Annotated in this window: 17 protein-coding genes, 1 other RNA gene and 2 pseudogenes; 15 read left to right on the top strand and 5 right to left on the bottom strand. The window is 66.7% G+C overall.

Annotated elements, in window-relative coordinates; translation table 11 throughout:
* Positions 1-22: 22 nt before the first annotated feature.
* The 4 genes from OVY01_RS08810 (at position 23) to OVY01_RS08825 (ending at position 6,610) form a co-directional block, all read left to right on the top strand.
* Positions 23-1,843, top strand: coding sequence for an acyl-CoA dehydrogenase C-terminal domain-containing protein (locus OVY01_RS08810; RefSeq protein ID WP_267847080.1), 1,821 nt, complete (start codon positions 23-25; stop codon positions 1,841-1,843).
* A gap of 74 nt (positions 1,844-1,917) precedes the next feature.
* Positions 1,918-4,368, top strand: a complete 2,451-nt coding sequence (locus OVY01_RS08815) for a 3-hydroxyacyl-CoA dehydrogenase/enoyl-CoA hydratase family protein (RefSeq protein ID WP_267847721.1) — start codon at positions 1,918-1,920, stop codon at positions 4,366-4,368.
* A 95-nt stretch (positions 4,369-4,463) separates the two neighbouring features.
* The gene (locus OVY01_RS08820; protein WP_267847081.1) at positions 4,464-5,666 is read left to right on the top strand and encodes an acetyl-CoA C-acyltransferase; all 1,203 of its coding nucleotides are present in this window, start codon (positions 4,464-4,466) and stop codon (positions 5,664-5,666) included.
* Between the two features lie 125 nt (positions 5,667-5,791).
* The gene (locus OVY01_RS08825) at positions 5,792-6,610 is read left to right on the top strand and encodes an enoyl-CoA hydratase (protein ID WP_432422199.1); all 819 of its coding nucleotides are present in this window, start codon (positions 5,792-5,794) and stop codon (positions 6,608-6,610) included.
* On the opposite strand, the gene fdhD is transcribed toward OVY01_RS08825, so the two are convergent.
* The gene (gene fdhD, locus OVY01_RS08830; protein WP_267847082.1) at positions 6,607-7,530 is read right to left on the bottom strand and encodes a formate dehydrogenase accessory sulfurtransferase FdhD; all 924 of its coding nucleotides are present in this window, start codon (positions 7,528-7,530) and stop codon (positions 6,607-6,609) included. The two genes, OVY01_RS08825 and fdhD, sit on opposite strands and share 4 nt — an antisense overlap.
* A gap of 160 nt (positions 7,531-7,690) precedes the next feature.
* Here fdhD and OVY01_RS08835 point away from each other — a divergent pair, with 160 nt between their 5' ends.
* The 9 genes and pseudogenes from OVY01_RS08835 to OVY01_RS08870 all read left to right on the top strand — a co-directional run bounded on the left by OVY01_RS08835 (position 7,691) and on the right by OVY01_RS08870 (position 16,279).
* Positions 7,691-8,248 carry a nitrate reductase associated protein gene (locus OVY01_RS08835; protein ID WP_267847083.1) on the top strand — a complete coding sequence of 186 codons (558 nt, stop codon included), beginning with the start codon at positions 7,691-7,693 and terminating at the stop codon, positions 8,246-8,248.
* Positions 8,249-8,257: 9 nt separating this feature from the next.
* Positions 8,258-10,231 (top strand): ABCB family ABC transporter ATP-binding protein/permease, encoded by a 1,974-nt coding sequence (locus OVY01_RS08840; RefSeq protein ID WP_267847084.1) that lies wholly within the window; start codon positions 8,258-8,260, stop codon positions 10,229-10,231.
* A 19-nt stretch (positions 10,232-10,250) separates the two neighbouring features.
* Positions 10,251-10,844 (top strand): annotated as a pseudogene (locus OVY01_RS23275) (LysR family transcriptional regulator); the annotation flags it as partial.
* A 225-nt stretch (positions 10,845-11,069) separates the two neighbouring features.
* Positions 11,070-11,408 (top strand): annotated as a pseudogene (locus tag OVY01_RS23155) (LysR substrate-binding domain-containing protein); the annotation flags it as partial.
* A gap of 192 nt (positions 11,409-11,600) precedes the next feature.
* A complete protein-coding gene (locus OVY01_RS08850; protein ID WP_267847086.1) occupies positions 11,601-12,887 on the top strand; it encodes a Glu/Leu/Phe/Val family dehydrogenase in 1,287 nt (428 codons plus the stop codon).
* A 232-nt stretch (positions 12,888-13,119) separates the two neighbouring features.
* Positions 13,120-14,013 carry a glutamate/aspartate ABC transporter substrate-binding protein gene (locus OVY01_RS08855; RefSeq protein ID WP_267847087.1) on the top strand — a complete coding sequence of 298 codons (894 nt, stop codon included), beginning with the start codon at positions 13,120-13,122 and terminating at the stop codon, positions 14,011-14,013.
* 126 nt (positions 14,014-14,139) lie between these two features.
* Entirely contained in the window at positions 14,140-14,880 is a 741-nt protein-coding gene (locus OVY01_RS08860) for an amino acid ABC transporter permease (protein ID WP_267847088.1), read from the top strand.
* Positions 14,880-15,557: a glutamate/aspartate ABC transporter permease GltK gene (gene gltK / locus OVY01_RS08865; protein ID WP_267847089.1), complete on the top strand. Its 678-nt coding sequence runs from the start codon at positions 14,880-14,882 to the stop codon at positions 15,555-15,557. The genes OVY01_RS08860 and gltK overlap by 1 nt, the downstream gene beginning before the upstream one ends.
* Positions 15,554-16,279, top strand: coding sequence for an amino acid ABC transporter ATP-binding protein (locus OVY01_RS08870; RefSeq protein WP_267847090.1), 726 nt, complete (start codon positions 15,554-15,556; stop codon positions 16,277-16,279). Before gltK ends, OVY01_RS08870 begins: the two co-directional genes overlap by 4 nt.
* 39 nt (positions 16,280-16,318) lie before the next feature.
* Here OVY01_RS08870 and OVY01_RS08875 read toward each other — a convergent pair whose 3' ends face one another.
* From OVY01_RS08875 to OVY01_RS08885, 3 genes are all read right to left on the bottom strand, one after another.
* A complete protein-coding gene (locus tag OVY01_RS08875; RefSeq protein WP_267847091.1) occupies positions 16,319-16,471 on the bottom strand; it encodes a hypothetical protein in 153 nt (50 codons plus the stop codon).
* Between the two features lie 11 nt (positions 16,472-16,482).
* Positions 16,483-17,025 (bottom strand): hypothetical protein, encoded by a 543-nt coding sequence (locus OVY01_RS08880; RefSeq protein WP_267847092.1) that lies wholly within the window; start codon positions 17,023-17,025, stop codon positions 16,483-16,485.
* A 112-nt stretch (positions 17,026-17,137) separates the two neighbouring features.
* Positions 17,138-18,031 carry a class II glutamine amidotransferase gene (locus tag OVY01_RS08885; protein ID WP_267847093.1) on the bottom strand — a complete coding sequence of 298 codons (894 nt, stop codon included), beginning with the start codon at positions 18,029-18,031 and terminating at the stop codon, positions 17,138-17,140.
* A 148-nt stretch (positions 18,032-18,179) separates the two neighbouring features.
* On the opposite strand from OVY01_RS08885, the gene pyrC reads away from it, so the two are divergent.
* Together pyrC and rnpB are read left to right on the top strand one after the other, a co-directional pair.
* Complete coding sequence (gene pyrC / locus OVY01_RS08890; protein WP_267847094.1) at positions 18,180-19,307, top strand: dihydroorotase; 1,128 nt, start codon at positions 18,180-18,182, stop codon at positions 19,305-19,307.
* Between the two features lie 95 nt (positions 19,308-19,402).
* Positions 19,403-19,798: RNase P RNA component class A (rnpB, locus tag OVY01_RS08895), an RNA gene on the top strand.
* 22 nt (positions 19,799-19,820) lie between these two features.
* Here the strand turns inward: rnpB and OVY01_RS08900 are convergent.
* Positions 19,821-20,243: an OsmC family protein gene (locus tag OVY01_RS08900; RefSeq protein ID WP_267847095.1), complete on the bottom strand. Its 423-nt coding sequence runs from the start codon at positions 20,241-20,243 to the stop codon at positions 19,821-19,823.
* Positions 20,244-20,492 lie beyond the last annotated feature (249 nt).

Raw genomic sequence — 20,492 nt, forward strand, 5'->3', positions numbered from 1 at the left:
CTGTCACCGGGAGGAGAGACTGATGGCACAGTACCGCGCGCCGTTGCGTGACATTCAATTCGTTCTGCACGAACTGCTGCAGGTGGAGACGCACCTGCGCGAACTTCCGCCGCACACGGAGGTCGATGCGGACACGATCAACCAGGTACTCGAGGAGGCCGGCCGCTTCTGTCAGGAGGTGGTGTTCCCGCTCAACGCGAGCGGCGACCGCGAAGGCTGCACCTATGCCGACGGCGCGGTGCGCACGCCGGCCGGCTTCAAGGGCGCGTACCGGCACTTCGTCGAAGCCGGCTGGCCGTCGCTGGCCTGCGACCGGGAATACGGCGGCCAGGGCCTGCCGGTGCTCGTCAACAACGCGCTGTACGAAATGCTGAACGCGGCGAATCAGGCCTGGACGATGTACCCCGGTCTCTCGCACGGCGCCTACGAATGCCTGGCCGCCCACGGCCGGGACCGGGAAAAACGGCTCTACCTGCCGAAACTCGTCTCGGGCGAGTGGAGCGGCACGATGTGCCTGACCGAGGCGCACTGCGGCACCGATCTCGGCCTGCTGCGCACGAAGGCCATGCCGGAAGCCGGCGCGGAAGCCGGCGCGGGCACTGGCACCGACGAAGCAGGCGCCTACCGCCTCACCGGCACGAAGATCTTCATCTCCAGCGGCGAGCACGATCTGGCGGAGAACATCGTGCACCTGGTGCTCGCCCGCCTGCCCGATGCCCCCGCCGGCACCAAGGGCATCTCGCTGTTCATCGTGCCGAAATTCGTCCCGACCGCGGACGGTGGCGTGGGCGAGCGCAACGCGGTGCGCTGCGGTGCGATCGAGCACAAGATGGGCATCCACGGCAACGCGACCTGCGTGATCAATCTCGACGGCGCGCGCGGCTGGCTGGTGGGGGAACCGCATCGTGGCCTGAACGCGATGTTCGTGATGATGAACACCGCGCGCCTCGGCGTCGGCATGCAGGGTCTGGGACTGAGCGAAGTCGCCTATCAGAACGCCCTCGCGTACGCGAAGGAGCGCATCCAGATGCGCTCGCTCTCGGGCGTCAAGGCACCCGACAAACCGGCCGATCCGATCATCGTGCATCCCGACGTGCGGCGCATTCTGCTCACGCAAAAGGCGTATATCGAAGGTGCCCGCGCGTTCACGAGCTGGCTCGCGCTGCAGATCGACCGGATGACCGCGCACCCCGACGCGCAGGAACGGCGCGAGGCGGCGGACATGGTCGCGCTGTTGACGCCGGTCGCCAAGGCCTTCCTCACCGACAACGCGTTCGAGAGCACCAGCCACGCGATGCAGGTGTTCGGCGGGTACGGCTATATCCGTGAGACCGGCGTCGAACAGTACGTGCGCGACGCGCGGATCAACATGATTTACGAAGGCACCAACGCGGTCCAGGCGCTGGATCTGCTCGGGCGCAAGGTGCTGGGCGACATGGGCGCGAAGCTCAAGACCTTCGGCAAGCTGATCGAGGCTTTCGTCGACGAGGAAGGGATCAAGCCGGACATGCAGGAATTCGTCAATCCGCTCGCCGACCTGGGCACGAAGGTGCAGAAGCTGACGATGGAAATCGGCATGAAGGCGATGGCGAACCCCGACGAAGTCGGTGCCGCCGCGGTGCCCTATCTGCGCGTGGTCGGCCATCTGGTGTTCGCCTATTTCTGGGCGCGCATGGCGCGCATCGCGCTCGATCAGGCGCCGGGCGGAGATCCGTTCTATCGCGCCAAGCTCGCCACCGCGCGTTTCTATTTCGCCAGGCTGCTGCCGGAGACGGCCGCGCAGATCCGCATGGCCCGCGCGGGCGCGAGCACGCTGATGGACCCGGACGAAACGCTATTCTGAAAAACGGGAGGACGGAGGTGACGAACGTGAAGAACGACGCATACGATAAAAACAACACGGACGACCCGCGCCGCATGATCCGCAAGGTCGCGGTGCTGGGCGCCGGCGTGATGGGCGCGCAGATTGCCGCGCATCTGGTCAACGCCCGGGTGCCCGTCCTGCTGTTCGACCTCGCGGCCTCCGAGGGGCCGCGCAACGGGATCGCGCTCGCCGCCATCGAGCGGCTGAAGAAATTGAAACCCGCGCCGTTCGGTACGAACGACGATGCGAAATACCTCGTCGCGGCGAATTACGACGACGACCTCGACCGGCTCGCCGGTTGCGACCTGGTGATCGAGGCGATCGCCGAGCGGCTCGACTGGAAGCATGGGCTGTATGAAAAGGTCGCGCCGTTCCTGAGCGACACGGCGATCTTCGCGTCGAACACGTCCGGGCTGTCGATCACGGCGCTGGCCGACGGGTTCGCGTCCGCATTGAAGGGGCGTTTCTGCGGCGTGCACTTCTTCAATCCGCCGCGCTACATGCATCTGGTCGAGCTGATTCCCACGGCCGACACGCGCGCGGACATCGTCGACGCGCTCGAGACCTTTCTGACCCGCGCCCTCGGCAAGGGCGTGGTGCGCGCGAAGGACACCCCGAACTTCATCGCGAATCGCGTCGGCGTGTTCTCGATCCTCGCGACGATCACCCGCGCCGCGCAATACGGGCTGGGCTTCGATGTCGTCGACGATCTGACCGGCAGCCGTCTGGGCCGTGCGAAATCGGCGACCTTTCGCACCGCCGACGTGGTCGGGCTCGATACGCTCGCGCATGTCGTCAAGACGATGCAGGACGGCCTGCCGGACGATCCGTTCGCCGCCGCGTACGCGACGCCCGCGCTCCTGCGCGCGTTGGTCGACAACGGCGCGCTCGGGCAGAAAAGCGGCGCGGGCTTCTACAGGAAGATCGGCCGTGACATCCATGTGCTGGACACCGCCGCGGGCGGGGCCGGCGCGCCGGGAGCCTACCGCGCGGCATCCGGCAAGGCCGACGAACTGGTCGTGCGGATACTGAAACGGCCGCTGCCCGAGCGTCTGCGGCTGCTGCGCGAATCCACGCATCCGCAGGCGCGGTTCCTGTGGGCCATTTTCCGCGACGTCTTCCATTACGTCGCCGTGCATCTGGAGGCGATCGCGGACGGCGCGAGCGATGTCGATCTTGCGCTGCGCTGGGGTTTCGGCTGGGAGCAGGGGCCCTTCGAGATCTGGCAGGCGGCGGGCTGGACGCAACTGGCCGGCTGGATCGCCGAGGATATCGCCGCCGGGCATGCGCTTTCCGCCGTGCCGCTGCCGCGCTGGGTGACCGAGGGTCCGGTGGCCGAACGTGGCGGGGTGCACGACGCAAGCGGTTCCTATTCGCCGGCGCGCGGCGAGTTCGTCGCGCGCAGCACCTTGCCGGTGTATGCGCGACAGGTGTTCCGCGCGCCGTTGTTCGGTGCAGCACCGGCAGAGGACGCCGCATCGGACCCCGCCCGGTACGGCCGAACCGTGTTCGAGAACGCGGGCGCGCGCATCTGGACCGACGACGCGGACGGCGGCGACGTACTGGTGATCTCGTTCCGCAGCAAGATGAATACGATCGGCCCTGAAGTGCTCGAGGCCTTGCGCAAGGGCGTGGAACTCGCCGAGGCGGGCTTCGACGGGTTGCTCGTCTGGCAGACCACGTCGCTGAAAGCCGGCGTGCCGGGCGGTCCGTTCTCGGCGGGCGCCAATCTCGAAGCGGCGATGCCGCTGTTCATGACGAAAGGCGCGGCGGGTGTCGAACCCTTCGTTGCCGACTTCCAGCAGACGATGCTGCGCATCAAATACGCGCAGGTGCCGGTGGTCGCGGCGATCTCCGGCATCGCCCTGGGCGGCGGTTGCGAACTGGCGCTGCATGTGGCGCGTCGCGTCGCGCATTTTGAAAGCTATCTCGGCCTGGTGGAGATCGGCGTCGGCCTGGTACCTGCCGGCGGGGGGCTCAAGGAAGCGGCGATTGCCGCCGCCGAGACCGCCGCGCGCTATGACGGCAAGCGTTTGCTCGATTTCCTGACGCCGCGTTTCACGGCCGCCGCCACCGCGAAGGTCTCGACCTCCGCGCACGAGGCGCGGCAGATGGGGTATCTGCAGCCGTCCGACCGCGTGGTCTTCAACGTGTACGAATTGCTGGACGCGGGGCGGCGGGAAGTGCGGGCACTGGCGGCGGGTGACTACCGGCCGCCGTTGCCGGCGGTGCGGATTCCCGTGGCGGGGCGCTCCGCCATCGCGACGATCCGCTCGCAGCTGGTCAACATGCGCGATGGCCGTTTCATTTCGGAGCACGACTATCGGGTGGCATCACGCATCGCCGAAGTGATCTGCGGCGGTGACGTCGAGCCGGGCACGCTGGTCGACGAGCACTGGCTGCTGGCGCTGGAGCGCCGTGCCTTCGTCGAACTGCTGGGCACCGCGAAGACGCAGGAACGGATCATGAGCCTGCTGCAGGGCGGCAAACCGGCGCGCAACTGAGCGGCCCGCCCGGGTGGCTCTCGACCGAGCGTATCAACTGAGCGAAGCAATGGCGCGCCGCCACGGCGCGCGCCTCGCGACGGAAGGGGAAGAAGATGAGCAAGCAAGTCCAGGATGCCTACATCGTCGCCGCGACGCGCACGCCGGTGGGCAAGGCGCCGCGCGGGTCGCTGCGGCATGTGCGTCCCGACGAGATGCTGGCGCACGTGTTGCGCGCGGCGTTGCAGGCGGTGCCGTCGCTCGATCCGGCGGCGATCGAGGATGCGATTATCGGCTGCGCGATGCCCGAGGCGGAGCAGGGGCTGAATATCGCGCGTATCGGCGTGCTGCTCGCGGGCCTGCCGCAATCGGTCGGAGGGGTCACGGTCAACCGCTTCTGCGCGTCGGGATTGAGCGCGCTGGCGATGGCCGCGGACCGGATTCGCGTCGGCGAGGCGGACGTGATGTTCGCCGGCGGCGTCGAGTCGATGAGCATGGTGCCGATGACCGGCAACACGCCGTCGGTGTCGCCGCATGTCTACGATCGCGACGAGAACGTCGCGATCGCCTATGGCATGGGGCTGACGGCCGAGCGCGTGGCCGAGCGCTGGAAGGTCAGCCGCGAGGACCAGGACGCGTTCGCGGTCGAGTCGCACCGCCGCGCGCTTGCCGCGCAGCAGGCGGGCGAATTCGACGCGGAAATCGCGCCGTTGACCGTGACCGAGCATGACGCCGATCTCGCCACCGCGCAGGTGCGCGTCGTCACCCGCGAACTCGGGCGCGACGAGGGACCGCGTGCGGAGTCGTCCGCCGACGCGCTCGCCCGCCTCAAACCGGTGTTCGCGAACCAGGGCTCGGTGACGGCGGGCAACAGTTCGCAGATGTCCGACGGCGCGGGCGCGCTGCTGGTCGTGTCGGAACGGGCGCTGAAGCAGTTCGGTCTCACGCCGCTCGCGCGCTTCGCCGGTTTCGCGGTGCGGGGGGTGCCGCCGGAGGTCATGGGCATCGGACCGAAAGAGGCGATTCCCGCGGTGCTGCGCACCACCGGCCTGACGCAGGAGGCGCTCGACTGGATCGAGTTGAACGAAGCGTTCGCCGCGCAGTCGCTGGCGGTGATCCGCGATCTCGGACTGGATGCCGCGAAGGTCAACCCGCTGGGCGGCGCGATCGCGCTGGGACACCCGCTCGGGGCGACCGGCGCGATCCGCGCGGCGACACTCGTGCATGCGCTGCAACGACGCAGGCTCAAGTACGGCATGGTGACCATGTGCGTCGGTACCGGCATGGGCGCGGCCGGCATCCTGGAAAACATGTCGTGACGGTTCCCGGGAAGGCTCTCGGTAAAGCTCCCGGTAAGGCTCCCGGTAAGGCTCCCGGTAAGGCTCCCGGTAAGGCTCCCGGTAGGATTTCCGGTGCGGCGCCTTTGCCGGACGCTGCCCCCGACATGGCGTCGGCGCTCGCCCTGGACGTTGCCGGGAACGTCGCCCCGGACGTCACCCTCATGCACCAGGGCGCCGTCGCGGTGTTGCGCTGGAACCGGCCCGGGAAACGCAATGCGATCACCGCGGCGATGTATGCGCGGATGGCCGATCTGCTGGCGGCGGCGGACGCCGACCCGCGCGTGAAAGCGATCGTGCTCGGGGGTACGGGGCCGGCCTTCAGCGCGGGCAACGACATCGACGATTTCATCCGCCATCCGCCGATGGGTCCGGACGCGCCCGTGACGCGCTTCCTGCATGTGCTGGCGGCACTCGTCACGCCCCTGGTGGCGGCCGTACGCGGGCCGGCGATCGGCGTCGGCACCACGATGCTGCTGCATTGCGATCTGGTCTACGCGGGCAGCGACGCGCGGTTTGGCCTGCCGTTCGCGCAGCTTGGACTGTGCCCGGAAGCCGCGTCGAGCCTGCTGCTGCCGCGTCTGAGCGGCCATCAGCGCGCCGCGGAGAAACTGCTGCTGGGCGACCCGTTCGACGCCGAGGAGGCGCGAGCGATGGGGTTCGTCAATCGCATCGTCGCGCCGGAAGCGGTCGAGGACGAGGCGCTGCGGCAGGCACAGCGGCTCGTGGCCCTGCCGGTGGCCGCGCTGCGCGCGACCAAGGCGCTGCTGAAGGCGGATCCGATGCAAACGGTCGCCGCCCGCATCGATGCCGAGATCGCGCAATTCGCGGCCTTGCTGGGCGGCCCGGCGGCGCAGGAGGCGCTGCGGGCGTTCGTGGAGAAGCGCCGGCCGGATTTCGCGGCGCTCGACGGCCCGAAGCGCTAACGCGCCTGCTGCGCCGTTCCCATATCCGCCCCCGCATACTCGACGAAGCCATCGTCGCGGCAGAAGCTCGCGAGCCGGATGCCGGCCTTCTCGGCGATGCGCACCGCCAGCGACGTCGGCGCGGAGATCGTCGCGAGCATCGGAATGCCGACGCGCGCCGCCTTGCGTACCAGTTCGTAGCTGGCGCGGCTCGACATGAAGACGAAGCCGCTGCCGAAATCCGTGCGATCGCGCGCCAGCTGACCGATCAGCTTGTCGAGCGCATTGTGGCGGCCCACGTCCTCGAACGCGCGCAGGATCTCGCCATCGCGGCCGCACCACGCCGCCGCGTGCACGCCGCCGGTCTGCTGCATCAGCGTTTGCCGGGGCCGCAGTTCGCGCGCCGCGCGCTGAATGGCCGCGTCGTCGATCGCGCTTGCGGCCGTCGGGCCGGCGTTGCCGGCCTCGGCGATGCGCTCCGGTTCGAGATCGAGCAGGGCGAGACTTTCGATGCCGCACACGCCGCAACCGGTGCGCCCGACCAGCGAACGGCGTTTGTCCTTCAGCCCGACGAACGCGCCCTGCAGCAGTTCGATCGCCACCTCGGCGCTCTCCTCATGGAAGGTCGTCTCGATGTCGCGGATCTCGACGATGCTGCGTACGATGCCCTCGCTCAGCGAAAAGCCGACCGCGAAGGCTTCCAGGTCGCGCGGCGTGGTCATCATCACCGCATGCGAGATGCCGTTGAATACCAGCGCGACGGGCCATTCCTCGGCCACCTGATCGTCGGCGGGTTGATGCGCGCCGGCGCGGTGCCGCAGCACGGGCAGCCGGCGCCAGCCGGGCGATGGCGACGTGTCGTCGGTGGCATTGTCGGAAACGTCGGAAACGTTGGAGAGGGCAGCGTTCGTGGTCATATGCGTCGTGGTGGCGGTGGCCATGGTCCGGCGTGCGGGCAGGTCCGGTTCCCGACATCGCGTCGGGGCGCCGCCGCCTCTACCGTGGGCCGCGCGAGGGCCGCGGCCGATGTCGAGACTCTACCCCTTTTACGTTAGCTGCGTAGAATGCCTCCAGAACCCGCCATATTCCCCAGAGGCCGCCGTGACCCGCCAGGATCGTCCCCAACTGTTCGACTTCGAAGTGCCGTCTTCGGAAAATCTGTCCTATATCCCGCTCTCGGTGCGCTTTCATCTCGACCGCAGCGGGCAGCGCATCTCGCTCGACGACTGGCAGCGGTTGCCCTACGACGCGCGCGTGACGCTGGCATCGTATGCCGTCGAGGAGGGACCCGGCGGCGGGGCGCTTGGCGGGACGGACGGCGTGGCGCGCACCCGGACTTCGCCGTCGACCGTGCAGCAGAGCAGCGAGGCGGACTTCGCCGCCTTGTTGCGCGCCTGGATGCTGGAGCATGTCGGGCGGCCGCCCGAGACCGGCGCGCCGCCGGCGTCGCTCCCGGGCGACGACCGCGCGGCCTTGCCCGCCAGCGTGGCCGCGCAATGCGCGCTCGCGGGCCTGGACGTGCCGGGCGACGACGCGTGGGCGGCGTTGAGCCGCTTCCAGCGCTACGCGTTGGCGAAACTCTCGCGCAAGGCGACGTTGAACCACGACTTCGTTCCGGCCATGACCGAGTTCCGGCTCGTTCACGGTCAGGCCGTCTAGCGTCCCGCCATGCGCCGTGGTGCTTCCGGGTCCCTGCCACCCCCCGTCCCTCCGATGCCCGGCCAGGCGCGCCGAGACTGGCACGCCATCGTCGCGCTCCTGCCCTATCTTGCCGGCTACCGGCTGCGCATCGGGCTCGCGCTCGGCTGCATGATCGCAGCCAAGGTGGCGAACCTGGGCGTGCCCTTGCTCTTGAAGCTGATCGTCGACCATCTGTCGGCGGCGAAGACCTTGAGCGCGCTGGGCCGCGCGCACGATTCGCCCGCGGTGATCCTGCTCGGCGGCGTCGGCCTGCTCGTCGTCGCGTACGCGATCGTGCGCCTGTCCACGTCGCTCTTCACCGAGCTGCGCGAACTGCTGTTCGCGAAAGTGACCGAAAACGCCGTGCGTGGCATCGCGCTGGAAGTGTTTCGCCATCTGCATGGCCTGTCGCTGCGCTTTCACCTGGACCGCCAGACCGGCGGCATGACGCGCGACATCGAGCGCGGCACCCGCGGCGTGCAGAGCGTCATCACGTACTCGGTCTACAACATCCTGCCGACCCTGGTCGAGATCGGTCTGGTGCTCGTGGTGTTCGTGACCCGCTACGAGGCGTACTACGCGCTCGTCACGCTGGCGGCGTTGCTCGTCTACATAACCTTCACGGTGAAGATCAGCGCGTGGCGCACGCATTTCCGGCGCTCGATGAACGAACTCGAATCGCGCGCCAGTTCGCGCGCGATCGATTCGCTGCTGAACTACGAGACGGTCAAGTACTTCGGCAACGAGGCCTTCGAGGCCGAACGCTACGACGACAACCTGCGGCGTTTCCGGGCCGCGGCGGTGCGTTCGCAGCGCTCGCTGTCGATGCTGAACTTCGGGCAGCAGACGATCATCGCGACCGGTCTCGTTTTCATCCTCTGGCGCGCGACGCTCGCCGTGGCCGCCGGCCGGCAGACGCTGGGCGATCTGGTCCTGATCAACACCTTCATGCTGCAACTGTACGTGCCGCTGAATTTCCTGGGGATCATCTACCGCGAGCTCAAGCAGAGCCTGACCGACATGGATCGCCTGTTTACGCTCACGCGGCAGCCGCGCGAGATCGCCGACCGGGAGCACGCGCCGGCCTTGCGCATCGACGCGAAGCGGGGCGCGCGGGTGGTCTTCGAGCATGTCGATTTCGCCTATCATCCGGATCGATCGATCCTGCACGATGTGTCGTTCGTCGTGGAGGCGGGCACGACGACGGCGATCGTCGGGCATAGCGGCTCGGGCAAGTCGACGCTGGCGCGGCTCCTGTTCCGTTTCTACGATGTCGATTCCGCCGGCGCGGGACGCATCCTCGTCGACGGCCAGGACATCCGCGACGTGCAGCAGGACACGCTGCGCGCCGCCATCGGCATCGTGCCGCAGGACACCGTGCTGTTCAACGACAGTCTGTATTTCAATATCGCCTACGGACGCCCGGGCGCGTCGCGCGACGACGTCATCGCGGCGGCGCGGGCGGGGCAGATCGATGCGTTCATCGAGAGTCTGCCGCAGGGTTACGAGACCTCGGTCGGCGAACGCGGGCTGAAACTCTCCGGCGGCGAAAAGCAGCGCGTCGCGATCGCGCGCACCCTGCTCAAGGACCCGCCGATCCTGATCCTCGACGAGGCTACGTCCGCGCTCGATTCGCGCTCGGAACGGGCGATCCAGGGCGCGCTCGAACGCGTCGCGCGCGGGCGCACCACGCTGGTGATCGCGCACCGGCTCTCGACCGTCGTGTCGGCCGAGCAGATCCTGGTGATGGAGCAGGGTCGCATCGTCGAACGCGGCACCCATGCGGCCCTGCTCGCCGCGAACGGCACCTACGCACAGATGTGGGGGTTGCAGCAGTATGGGCAGGCCGGCCTGGCGCAGGGCAACCTGGGGCAGGCCGGCCTGGCGCAGGGCAACCCGGCACAAACCGACTCGCCGCGGACTTCCCCCCCGTCGCCGCACGCCGCGTGCGACGCCGCCTGAGGTCAACCCGGAAAGATCGATGGAAACCAAGTGGCTCGAGGATTTCATTTCCCTCGCCGAAACGCGCAGCTTCAGCCGCTCGGCGGCCTTGCGCCATGTCACGCAGCCGGCTTTCTCGCGGCGCATCCAGGCGCTCGAGGCCTGGCTGGGCGCGGAGCTGATCGATCGTTCCGGTTACCCGACACGCTTGACCCAGGCGGGCAATATCTTCCATGCGCAGGCGCTGACGATGCTCAGCCAGACGCAGGAAGCGCGCATGCTGCTGCGCGGACAGAACCTGACGAGCGCGGCGACGATCGATTTCGCCGTGCCGCATACCTTGTCGCTCACCTTCTTTCCCGTCTGGATCGAGGCGATCGACCGGCGCGTGCGCGATGCCACGGTGACGGGTCCGGACGGCGCGCAGCGGCCGGTCTGTCCGGACGCCCGCCTGCACGCGAAGCTGCGCGCGCTGAATGTCCACGATGCGGTGCTGAACCTGACCGAAGGCGGCTGCGACCTGATGATGGGGTATCACCATCCGAGCCATCCGGTGGTGCTCGATCCGCGCCGCTACGATTTCCTCACGCTCGGCACGGAAACGATCAGCCCGTTCTGCGCGCCGTGGCGGGGCGACGCCGCGGCGGCTTCCCACGCGATGCCACATGCGGCACCACACGCAGCGCAACACGCAGCACCCCACGCAGCACCCCACGCAGCACCCCACGCAGCACCCCACGCAGCGCCCGACGTGGGCAGCCCGCGCTTTTCCCTTCCGGGGCGCGCCGGCGCGCCGATTCCCTATCTGGCCTACAGCCCGGGCGCCTATCTGGGGCGCATGACCGAGGTGCTGCTGATGCGCGCGCCGCAGCCGCTGTTTCTCGACCGCGTCTACGAAACCGACATGGCCGAGGGCTTGAAACTCATGGCGCTGGCCGGCCACGGGCTGGCCTTCCTGCCGCACAGCGCGGCCGCCGAGGCGCTCGCCGACGGGCGCCTGGTCCCACCCGGCCTGCCGCCAGAGCTGGCAGGGGAGGCCGCGCCCGCTTTCTCGCTGACGATGGAAATCCGTCTCTACCGCGACAAGCTGCAGGAGGGCGATGCGTCCCGCAGCGCGCTGATCGAAGCGGTCTGGCATGCCGCGCGCGCCGTCGCGCAGGAAACCACGGTGCCGCGCCCCGTCGACGTCGCCCGCTGATTTTCCGACGCGTCCGCTGGCCCATGCAAAAAACGCATGGAAAAATGTGCATTCGGCATTGGCTATCTGTTTTTCGGGGGCTTACAGTTTCCGGCACTTACTTCATTTGCCTGCTGCCTGTTTATTTATACGCCTAGTTAAATGGTGTCTTCCCGCCATTCCTACACGCGCCAATCCATTGCGGAGTTTTTCATGTCGGAACGTCATGCCATCCCGTCCTACCTGCAGCCCGATGCGCTGGGTCCCTGGGGCAGTTATCTGCAGCAGATCGACCGCGTCACGCCCTACCTGGGTCATCTGAGCCGCTGGGTCGAAACGCTGAAACGCCCCAAGCGCGTGATGATCGTCGATGTGCCGATCCAGCTCGACAATGGCACGATCGCGCATTTCGAGGGCTATCGCGTGCAGCACAACGTCTCGCGCGGCCCGGGCAAGGGAGGGGTGCGTTTCCACCAGGACGTGACGCTCACCGAGGTGATGTCCCTCGCCGCCTGGATGTCCGTCAAGAACGCCACGGTCAACGTACCCTTCGGCGGTGCCAAGGGCGGCGTGCGCGTCGACCCGCGCACGCTGTCGCGCGCCGAGCTCGAACGGGTGACGCGCCGTTATACCAGCGAGATCAATGTCATCATCGGGCCGAACACGGACATTCCGGCGCCCGACGTCAACACCAACGAACAGGTGATGGCATGGATGATGGACACCTACTCGCAGAATCTGGGGCGCACCGCGACCGGCGTCGTGACCGGCAAGCCGATCTCGCTGGGCGGCAGTCTCGGCCGGCGCGACGCGACCGGGCGCGGCGTCTTCGTGGTCGCCTCGGAGGCGGCGCGCAGGATCGGACTGGAACTGCCCGGCGCGCGCATCGCGGTGCAGGGCTTCGGCAATGTCGGCGGCGTCGCCGCACGGCTGTTCCACGACGCGGGCGCGAAGATCGTCGCGGCGCAGGATCATAGCGCGACGCTCTACGCGCCGGGCGGACTCGACACGCACGCATTGCTCGCGCACGTGGCCGAACACCGGGGCATCGCCGGTTTTCCCGGCGCGGAAACGCTGGACGATCCGGCGGAATTCTTCAAGATCGAAAGCGACATCCTGATCCCCGCCGCGCTCGAAGAGCAGATCACGGCGCAGAACGCGGGCGCGATCCGTACCCGCATCATCGTCGAGGGGGCGAACGGTCCGACGACGCCCGCCGCCGACGATATCCTGCAGGAAAACGGCGTGCTGGTGATCCCGGACGTGGTCGCCAACGCCGGCGGCGTGACGGTCAGCTATTTCGAGTGGGTGCAGGATTTTTCCAGCTTCTTCTGGAGCGAGGACGAAATCAACCAGCGTCTCGACCGCGTGATGCGCGAGGCCTTCGACGCGGTGTGGCAGGTCAGCGTGGACAAGCACGTGACGATTCGGACCGCTGCCTATATCGTGGCCTGCACGCGCATTCTCGAAGCGCGCGAACTGCGCGGCCTCTACCCGTGATGCAGGGGCGCGGCGCAGGTGCCGGTACGCCGCGCGCGGTCAATTTTTCCGAAAACGTTGCGTGGCGCTGAAAAGGGCAGGTTCCCATTGCCGCCATCCGCTGGAATGTTATATAAATGCAGCCAACGCACAAGGGGACTGTAAGTCGCCAATGCGTTGGCGCAGCGGATGATGCATCCGGTGTTATTGACTGGGGTAGACTCACACGGTTTTCGGCAAGGAGCGTTTTTCAATGAATGTCAAAAAGTTGTCGCTGGCGCTGTGCGCGCTCGGAATCATCGCCACGAGCGCACATGCGCAGGATAGCGGGACGCTGAAGAAGATCAAGGACACGGGTGTGATCTCGATCGGTCACCGGGAGTCGTCGATCCCCTTCTCGTACTACGATGACAAGCAACAAGTAGTCGGCTACTCGCAGGACTACGCGATGGCGATCGTCGCCGCCCTGAAGCAGAAGCTGAACATGCCGAACCTGCAGGTCAAGATGACCCCGGTGACGTCGCAGAACCGCATCCCGCTGCTGCAGAACAACACGATCGACATCGAGTGCGGTTCGACGACGAACAACCTCGAGCGTCAACAGCAGGCCGCGTTCACCGATACGATCTTCGTGATCGGCACGCGCCTGATGACGAAGAAAAGCTCCGGCATCAAGGGCTTCGACGACCTGAAGGGCAAGACGGTCGTGACCACGGCCGGCACCACGTCCGAGCGCCTGCTGCGCAAGATGAATCAGGACAAGAGCATGGGCATGAACATCATCAGCGCGAAGGATCATGGCGATTCCTTTCTGACGCTGCAGACCGGCCGCGCGGTCGCGTTCATGATGGACGATGCATTGCTGGCCGGCGAGCGCGCGAAAGCGAGCAACCCGCAGGACTACGTGATCGTCGGCGAGCCGCAGTCGCGCGAAGCCTACGGCTGCATGGTGCGCAAGGGCGATGCCGACTTCAAGAAGGTCGCCGATGGCGCGATCGCGCATGTGCAGACTTCCGGCGAAGCGCTGAAGTGGTACAAGAAGTGGTTCCAGTCGCCGATTCCGCCGAAGGGCCTGAACCTGGACTTCCCGGTCAGCCCGGACATGGAGAAGATCTTCAAGGAGCCGAACGACAAGGCCATCGAATAGCCTTCGAGGTCACGGTCGTGTGTCCGCGCCGCTCGCGAGAGCCGGCGCGGACCGCCGGGCCCGCCATTTAGGCGGGCCTTGTTTTTATAGAGGCAGGATTTCTGCTTAATCGTTCTGGAGCAATTCATGGCTTATCACTGGAACTGGGGCATCTTGCTGAGCCCGGTTTCGACCGGCGAGCCGACCACCTATCTGGGCTGGCTGCTGTCCGGCCTGGTCGTGACGGTCGAGTTGTCGCTGCTCGCCTGGGTGATCGCGCTGGCGGTCGGCGCCTTTTTCGGCGTACTGCGGACCTTGCCAGGCAAACTGCTGCCGGCCATCGGCACGCTCTACGTGGCGATTTTCCGGAATATCCCGCTGATCGTGCAGTTCTTCATCTGGTATCTGGTGATTCCGGAACTGGTGCCGCCGGAACTCGGCAACTGGTACAAGCAACTGCCGCCGACCGTGCAGTTCTTTTCGTCGTCGGTGATCTGCCTGGGCCTGTTCACCGCCGCGCGCGTGTGCGAGCAGGTGCGCTCGGGCATCGAGGCGCTGCCGCGCGGCCAGCGCGCCGCGGCGCAGGCGCTGGGGCTGACGACCGCGCAAAGCTACCGCTATGTGTTGCTGCCGGTGGCGTTTCGCATCATCGTCCCGCCGCTCACCTCCGAGTGCCTGAATATCTTCAAGAACTCCGCCGTGGCGTCGACGATCGGACTGCTCGAACTGTCCGCGCAGGCCCGGCAACTGGTCGACTATACGGCACAGACGTATGAATCCTTCATCGCGGTCACGGTCGCCTACTTCCTGATCAACATGATCGTGCTGAACATCGCGCGCTGGATCGAAAAGAAAACGCGGTTGCCCGGCTATATCGGAGGCAAGTAATGCATCATTTCAATTGGACGTCGATCCCGGTGTCGCTGCACGTGCTGTGGCAGGGCGCGATCGTGACCTTCGAGATCACCGCTTTCGCGATCGTCGTCGGCATCGTTTGGGGCACCATCCTCGCGCTGTTGCGCCTGTCGGGTTCCCGGCTGCTGTCGGGTTTCGCCGCGGTCTACGTGACGCTGTTCCGCTCGATCCCGCTGGTGATGGTGTTGCTGTGGTTCTTCCTGATCGTGCCGCAGTTCCTGCAATCGGTGCTCGGCCTGTCGCCGAATATTGACATCCGCTTCGCATCGGCGATGATTGCGTTTGCACTGTTCGAAGCCGCGTACTATTCGGAGATCATCCGCGCCGGCGTGCAGAGCGTCGCGCGCGGGCAGGCGCAGGCCGCGTCGGCGCTCGGCATGACCTATCTGCAATCGATGCGCCTGGTGGTGCTGCCGCAGGCCTTCAAGGCGATGGTGCCGCTACTGCTCACGCAGGGCATCGTCCTGTTCCAGGATACGTCGCTGGTGTATGTGATCGGGCTCGCCGATTTCTTCCGCACGGCCACCAATGTGGGCGACCGTGACGGGACGACCGTCGAAATGGTGCTGTTCGCCGGTGCCTGTTATTTTGTGGTCTGCGTGGTCGCCTCGACCCTCGTCAAACGCATGCAAAAGAGGTATGCAAGATGATCGAATTGAAGAATGTGTCGAAGTGGTACGGGCAGTTCCAGGTCCTGACCGATTGTTCGACCGAAGTGAAGAAGGGTGAAGTCGTGGTCGTGTGCGGACCGTCGGGTTCCGGCAAGTCGACGCTGATCAAGACCGTCAACGGCCTGGAGCCGGTGCAGAAGGGTCAGATCACGATCGACGGCGTCTCGGTGGTGGACCACAAGACGAACCTGTCGAAGCTGCGCGCGCGCGTGGGCATGGTGTTCCAGCATTTCGAGCTGTTTCCGCATCTCTCGATCACCCAGAACCTGACGCTCGCGCAGGTCAAGGTGCTGGGCCGCAGCCGCGACGAGGCGGCGACGAAGGCGCTGAAACTGCTCGACCGCGTGGGCCTGCGCGCGCATGCCGACAAGTTTCCCGGCCAGCTGTCCGGCGGTCAGCAGCAACGCGTGGCCATCGCGCGTGCCTTGTCGATGGATCCGATCGCGATGCTGTTCGACGAGCCCACTTCGGCGCTCGATCCGGAGATGATCAACGAAGTGCTCGACGTGATGGTCGAACTCGCGCAGGAAGGCATGACGATGATGTGCGTCACGCACGAGATGGGTTTCGCGAAAAAGGTCGCGCACCGCGTGATCTTCATGGACCGCGGCCTGATCGTCGAGGACGACCGCAAGGAAGAGTTCTTCGCGAGCCCGAAGTCGGAGCGGGCCCGGGATTTTCTGGCGAAGATCCTGCATTGAGCAACGGGCCGCCGGTCTCGCCGGCGGCCCGCCGTTCGTTCAATAGCAGTTGTGCGAACAGCCCCCGGACAGCGTGCTGCCCACCAACACGCCGCCCAGCACCGCGCCGGCGGCGAGATTCTCGAACGTCGTCGCGCAACCCGACACAGCGAGCAGGATCAGCAGCGCGAAAGCCATCGCGAGCTTGCGCATGTCCGCCTCCTTCAGATGAGAATCGATATGATGCCGCCGATCGTCGCGGCCGCGGCGATCCATTTGCCGATGCTGTAATACTCGTCGGTGTTCTTCGCGGCTTCCTCGGGACTCTGCAGGCCGAGGGCGCCCGAAACCAGGGACTTGATCGGCGAGGATTCGGGCTCGTGCTTGGCGCCGCCGGCATGCTCGGCGGACTCCTTCGCGCTCGCCTTGGCGTCGTGTTTTCCGTCGGCCTTGTGCGCCTTGTCCGTGTCCTTCGTCGCGCCGGCCTTCGGCTCCGCCTTGGCATCCGCTTTCACGTCCGCCTTGGCGTCGGTCCTTGCATCCGCCTTGTCGTCGGCCTTTGCGTCAGTCCTGGCATCGGCTTTTGCGTCGGCCGGTGCTGCCTTGCCGTTGGCCTCGGTGTCCTGGCTCGCTTTTGCCGCGTCGGACAAGCTCACCTTGGCGCTACTCGCCGAGGCGCTCTCCGCCGTCGCAACGGGGGGGCGGGCGGCGGGTTGATGCGGCGTCGTGGGCGTGGCCGCGGGTGTCGATGCGCTCACGATCTGCATGGGCTTGTCCTTGTGCGTGCTGAAGTCGGGTCTGCTTCCTCATTAACGGCACGCGGAACGAAATCCTTAGGCATTTTTGCGCGGCCGATGCGGCCACGGAAATCGCGAGCGGTCAGTCGCCGGCGAACGCGCCGAGACCGGGGCCGAGTTCGGCAAGGGCGGCGGCCGACGCGGGAGGTTGCCGTTTGCGTGGCACGTTCGCCGCGGCCAGGACGGCGGGCGGGACCGGGATGTTGCGCGACAGCAGGCGTTCGCCGTCGCGGAACAGGTAGAGGTCCCCCGGCGCGAAAGCCGTCCAGACCTCGTCGTCGGTGAGGGGCAGGGTGGCGATCACGGTCACCCGGTCCTCGGGCGTGGTGTATTGCGCGAAATCGATCGACATGTCCGCGTCGATCAGATGCGCCGTCGAGAACGGCCACTGCCGCGTCAGATAGTGGAGATGCGTCGAACAGTGCGCGAACATTGCCTGGCCGTTCGACATGAGGAAATTGAAACTGCCGTGGCGGGTAAGGTCGGCGGTCAGTTCGGCCACGCCGTCGAACAGCTCGTCGAGCGGCGGCTGCGCGCCCGGAAAGCGGCAGCGCAGGCCCTGCAGCATCGCGCAGAAGGCGAGTTCGCTATCGGTCGTGCCGATCGGCTGGTAAGGGCCGGTCAGCGCGGGTGCATGTCCGTGCAGGTCGCCGTTGTGCGCGAAGATCCAGTGCCGTCCCCACAGCTCGCGCATGAAAGGGTGGCAGTTCTCGAGCATGGTCAGGCCCTGGGTGGCCTTGCGGATATGGGCGATCGTGTTCCGGGACTTGATCGGATAGCGCTTGACCAGTTCGGCGACCGGCGAACTGGCCGAGGATTGATGGTCGATGAACATCCGGCACGCCTTGTCCTCGAAGAAGGCGATGCCCCAGCCGTCGGCATGGTGGTCGGTCATGCCGCCGCGCGCGGCGAACCCGGTGAACGAAAACCGGACATCGGTCGGAGTCGCGCAGTTCAATCCCAGGAGTTCGCACATAAGAAAATGAGGCGGCAGGCAAGGGCGAAAAAAGGGGGCGGCGGCGGCCGTGGACAGCGCCGCACGTGCGTGGCCGCGCCGGTACAATGGCGGCAATCCAGAATATCATCGCCCGCCAGGCCATAAAAGCCCTCTTCCTTCTCCGCCCATGACATCCGCTTCGCAAAATCCGTCTTCCGCCACGCATTCGGACGCGCACCCGTCCGCCGACGCGTCGCCCGCCGCGTTATCGACCCTGACCCTGGCACGGCCCGACGACTGGCACCTGCACGTCCGCGATGGCGCGATGCTGGACGCGGTGCTGCCGCATACTGCCCGTCAGTTCGCGCGCGCGATCATCATGCCGAACCTCCGTCCGCCGGTGACGACGACCGCGCAGGCGCTCGCCTATCGGGAGCGCATCGTCGCTGCGATCCCCGCCGGAAGGCGCTTCGCGCCGCTCATGACGCTGTATCTGACCGACAACACGCCGCCCGAGGAGATTCGGCGCGCGCGCGACAGCGGTCAGGTACAGGCGGTGAAGCTCTATCCCGCCGGCGCGACGACGAATTCGGATGCCGGCGTGACGGACCTCGCGAAATGCGCGAGAACGCTCGACGCGATGCAGGAAGCCGGCATGCCGCTGCTGCTGCATGGCGAAGCGACGGATCCGGCGATCGACCTGTTCGATCGGGAAAACGTGTTCATCGAGCAGGTGTTGATTCCGTTGCGTGCGCGCCACCCCGGTCTGAAGATCGTCTTCGAGCACATCACCACGCGGCAGGCCGCCGAGTACGTACGCGATGCCGACGCCGCACCGGGTACCCTGGGCGCGACGATCACCCCACAGCATTTGTTGTTCAATCGCAACGCGATCTTCGCAGGGGGCGTGCGGCCGCACTATTACTGTCTGCCTGTGCTGAAGCGCGAATCACACCGGGTTGCGCTGGTCGAGGCGGCGACGTCGGGCAACCCCCGTTTCTTCCTCGGCACGGACAGCGCGCCGCATCTGCAAGGTCTGAAGGAGAACGCCTGCGGTTGCGCGGGCTGCTTCACCGCGCCGCACGCGCTGGAACTGTATGCGGAAGCGTTCGACAAGGTGAACGCACTGGACCGTCTGGAAGGTTTCGCCAGTTTCCACGGGGCCGATTTCTACGGGCTGCCGCGCAACACGGAGCGGGTGACGCTGCGGCGCGAACCCTGGACGTTGCCGGAGGTGTTCGATGCAGCCGGGCAGGCGGTCGTCCCGCTGCGCGCCGGCGAGACGCTTCAGTGGCGGCTGGTCGATCCTGACTGAGCGGCGCCGCGGCACAACGTGGGCGGCAAGGCGCGGCGAGCCGCGCCCGGCGACCGCGCGGGCAGCCTGGCGCGGCATGATAGAATCAGCGCGGCAAAGCGTTCCAGACAGTCGCCGCCGCCGCAAGGCGGGGGAGGAAAGTCCGGACTCCACAGGGCAGGGTGATGGCTAACGGCCATCCGTGGCAACACGCGGAACAGGGCAACAGAAAGCAAACCGCCGATGGCCCCGGGCTTCGGTCCGGCGGATCAGGTAAGGGTGAAACGGTGCGGTAAGAGCGCACCGCGGCTGCGGTGACGTGGCCGGCACGGTAACCTCCACCCGGAGCAATTCCAAATAGGCAGGCACGGCGACCTTCGGGGCGCCAGGACGGGGCCCCCGTTCGCCTGCGGGTAGGGAGCTCGAGCGCGTCAGCAATGACGCGTCTAGATGAATGACTGTCACGCGCTTTCGGGCGCGCACAGAATCCGGCTTATCGGAACGCTTTGCCCCATTTTCCGGCGCCGCTCGACGTCAGACTTCGACGATGTCGAACGAGTGCGTCAGTGCCGCGGTCTTCGCGATCATGATCGAGGCCGAACAGTACTTGTCGTGCGACAGATTGATCGCGCGCTCCACCGTCGACGGATTCAGGTTCCGCCCCGTGACCGTGAAGTGAAAGTTGACCTTCGTGAAAACCTTCGGGTCCTCGCTGGCGCGGTCCGCCTGCAACGCGACCGTGCAGCCTCGGACGTCCTGCCGGCTCTTCTGCAGGATCATCACCACGTCGTAGGCGGTGCAGCCGCCGGTGCCGACCAGTACCATTTCCATCGGCCGGGGCGCGAGGTCGCGGCCGCCGCCTTCCGGCGCGCCGTCCATCGTGACCATGTGCCCGCTACCGGTTTCCGCGGCGAACGACATGCCGCCCGGGCCCATCCAGCTTATCTTGCATTCCATCGTTTCTGGCTCCTCTGAGACGCGCATTCTAACGTCAGCGCCACTACGCGTGCATGTGTTGGCCGGGGCGGATCGACGCATTCCGCGCCCTCCGGCGAACGGTCGCGCCGATTTTTCAGCGCGCGCCCGCTCCGAAAACATTTTCCCCCCATGATAGCGGTCCCGAAACGATCTGCCCGGGGACCGACGGGGAAGGCGTTCGGAAAGCAGATTTATCCCAAGCCGCGGGACGGTGACGTCTCGTCGTGC

Origin of the sequence: Robbsia betulipollinis, assembly GCF_026624755.1 — a bacterium.
GTDB lineage: Bacteria > Pseudomonadota > Gammaproteobacteria > Burkholderiales > Burkholderiaceae > Robbsia > Robbsia betulipollinis.

What these genes read in the sequence shown, in the direction of transcription:
- OVY01_RS08855 (WP_267847087.1), top strand. Translation starts at nt 13,120, where the DNA reads ATGAATGTCAAAAAGTTGTCGCTGGCGCTGTGCGCGCTCGGAATCATC.
- OVY01_RS08900 (WP_267847095.1), bottom strand. Translation starts at nt 20,243, where the DNA reads ATGGAATGCAAGATAAGCTGGATGGGCCCGGGCGGCATGTCGTTCGCC.
- OVY01_RS08870 (WP_267847090.1), top strand. Translation starts at nt 15,554, where the DNA reads ATGATCGAATTGAAGAATGTGTCGAAGTGGTACGGGCAGTTCCAGGTC.
- OVY01_RS08860 (WP_267847088.1), top strand. Translation starts at nt 14,140, where the DNA reads ATGGCTTATCACTGGAACTGGGGCATCTTGCTGAGCCCGGTTTCGACC.
- OVY01_RS08825 (WP_432422199.1), top strand. Translation starts at nt 5,792, where the DNA reads ATGGCGTCGGCGCTCGCCCTGGACGTTGCCGGGAACGTCGCCCCGGAC.
- fdhD (WP_267847082.1), bottom strand. Translation starts at nt 7,530, where the DNA reads ATGGCCACCGCCACCACGACGCATATGACCACGAACGCTGCCCTCTCC.
- gltK (WP_267847089.1), top strand. Translation starts at nt 14,880, where the DNA reads ATGCATCATTTCAATTGGACGTCGATCCCGGTGTCGCTGCACGTGCTG.
- OVY01_RS08880 (WP_267847092.1), bottom strand. Translation starts at nt 17,025, where the DNA reads ATGCAGATCGTGAGCGCATCGACACCCGCGGCCACGCCCACGACGCCG.
- pyrC (WP_267847094.1), top strand. Translation starts at nt 18,180, where the DNA reads ATGACATCCGCTTCGCAAAATCCGTCTTCCGCCACGCATTCGGACGCG.
- OVY01_RS08850 (WP_267847086.1), top strand. Translation starts at nt 11,601, where the DNA reads ATGTCGGAACGTCATGCCATCCCGTCCTACCTGCAGCCCGATGCGCTG.
- OVY01_RS08840 (WP_267847084.1), top strand. Translation starts at nt 8,258, where the DNA reads ATGCGCCGTGGTGCTTCCGGGTCCCTGCCACCCCCCGTCCCTCCGATG.
- OVY01_RS08810 (WP_267847080.1), top strand. Translation starts at nt 23, where the DNA reads ATGGCACAGTACCGCGCGCCGTTGCGTGACATTCAATTCGTTCTGCAC.
- OVY01_RS08885 (WP_267847093.1), bottom strand. Translation starts at nt 18,031, where the DNA reads ATGTGCGAACTCCTGGGATTGAACTGCGCGACTCCGACCGATGTCCGG.
- OVY01_RS08815 (WP_267847721.1), top strand. Translation starts at nt 1,918, where the DNA reads ATGATCCGCAAGGTCGCGGTGCTGGGCGCCGGCGTGATGGGCGCGCAG.
- OVY01_RS08875 (WP_267847091.1), bottom strand. Translation starts at nt 16,471, where the DNA reads ATGCGCAAGCTCGCGATGGCTTTCGCGCTGCTGATCCTGCTCGCTGTG.
- OVY01_RS08820 (WP_267847081.1), top strand. Translation starts at nt 4,464, where the DNA reads ATGAGCAAGCAAGTCCAGGATGCCTACATCGTCGCCGCGACGCGCACG.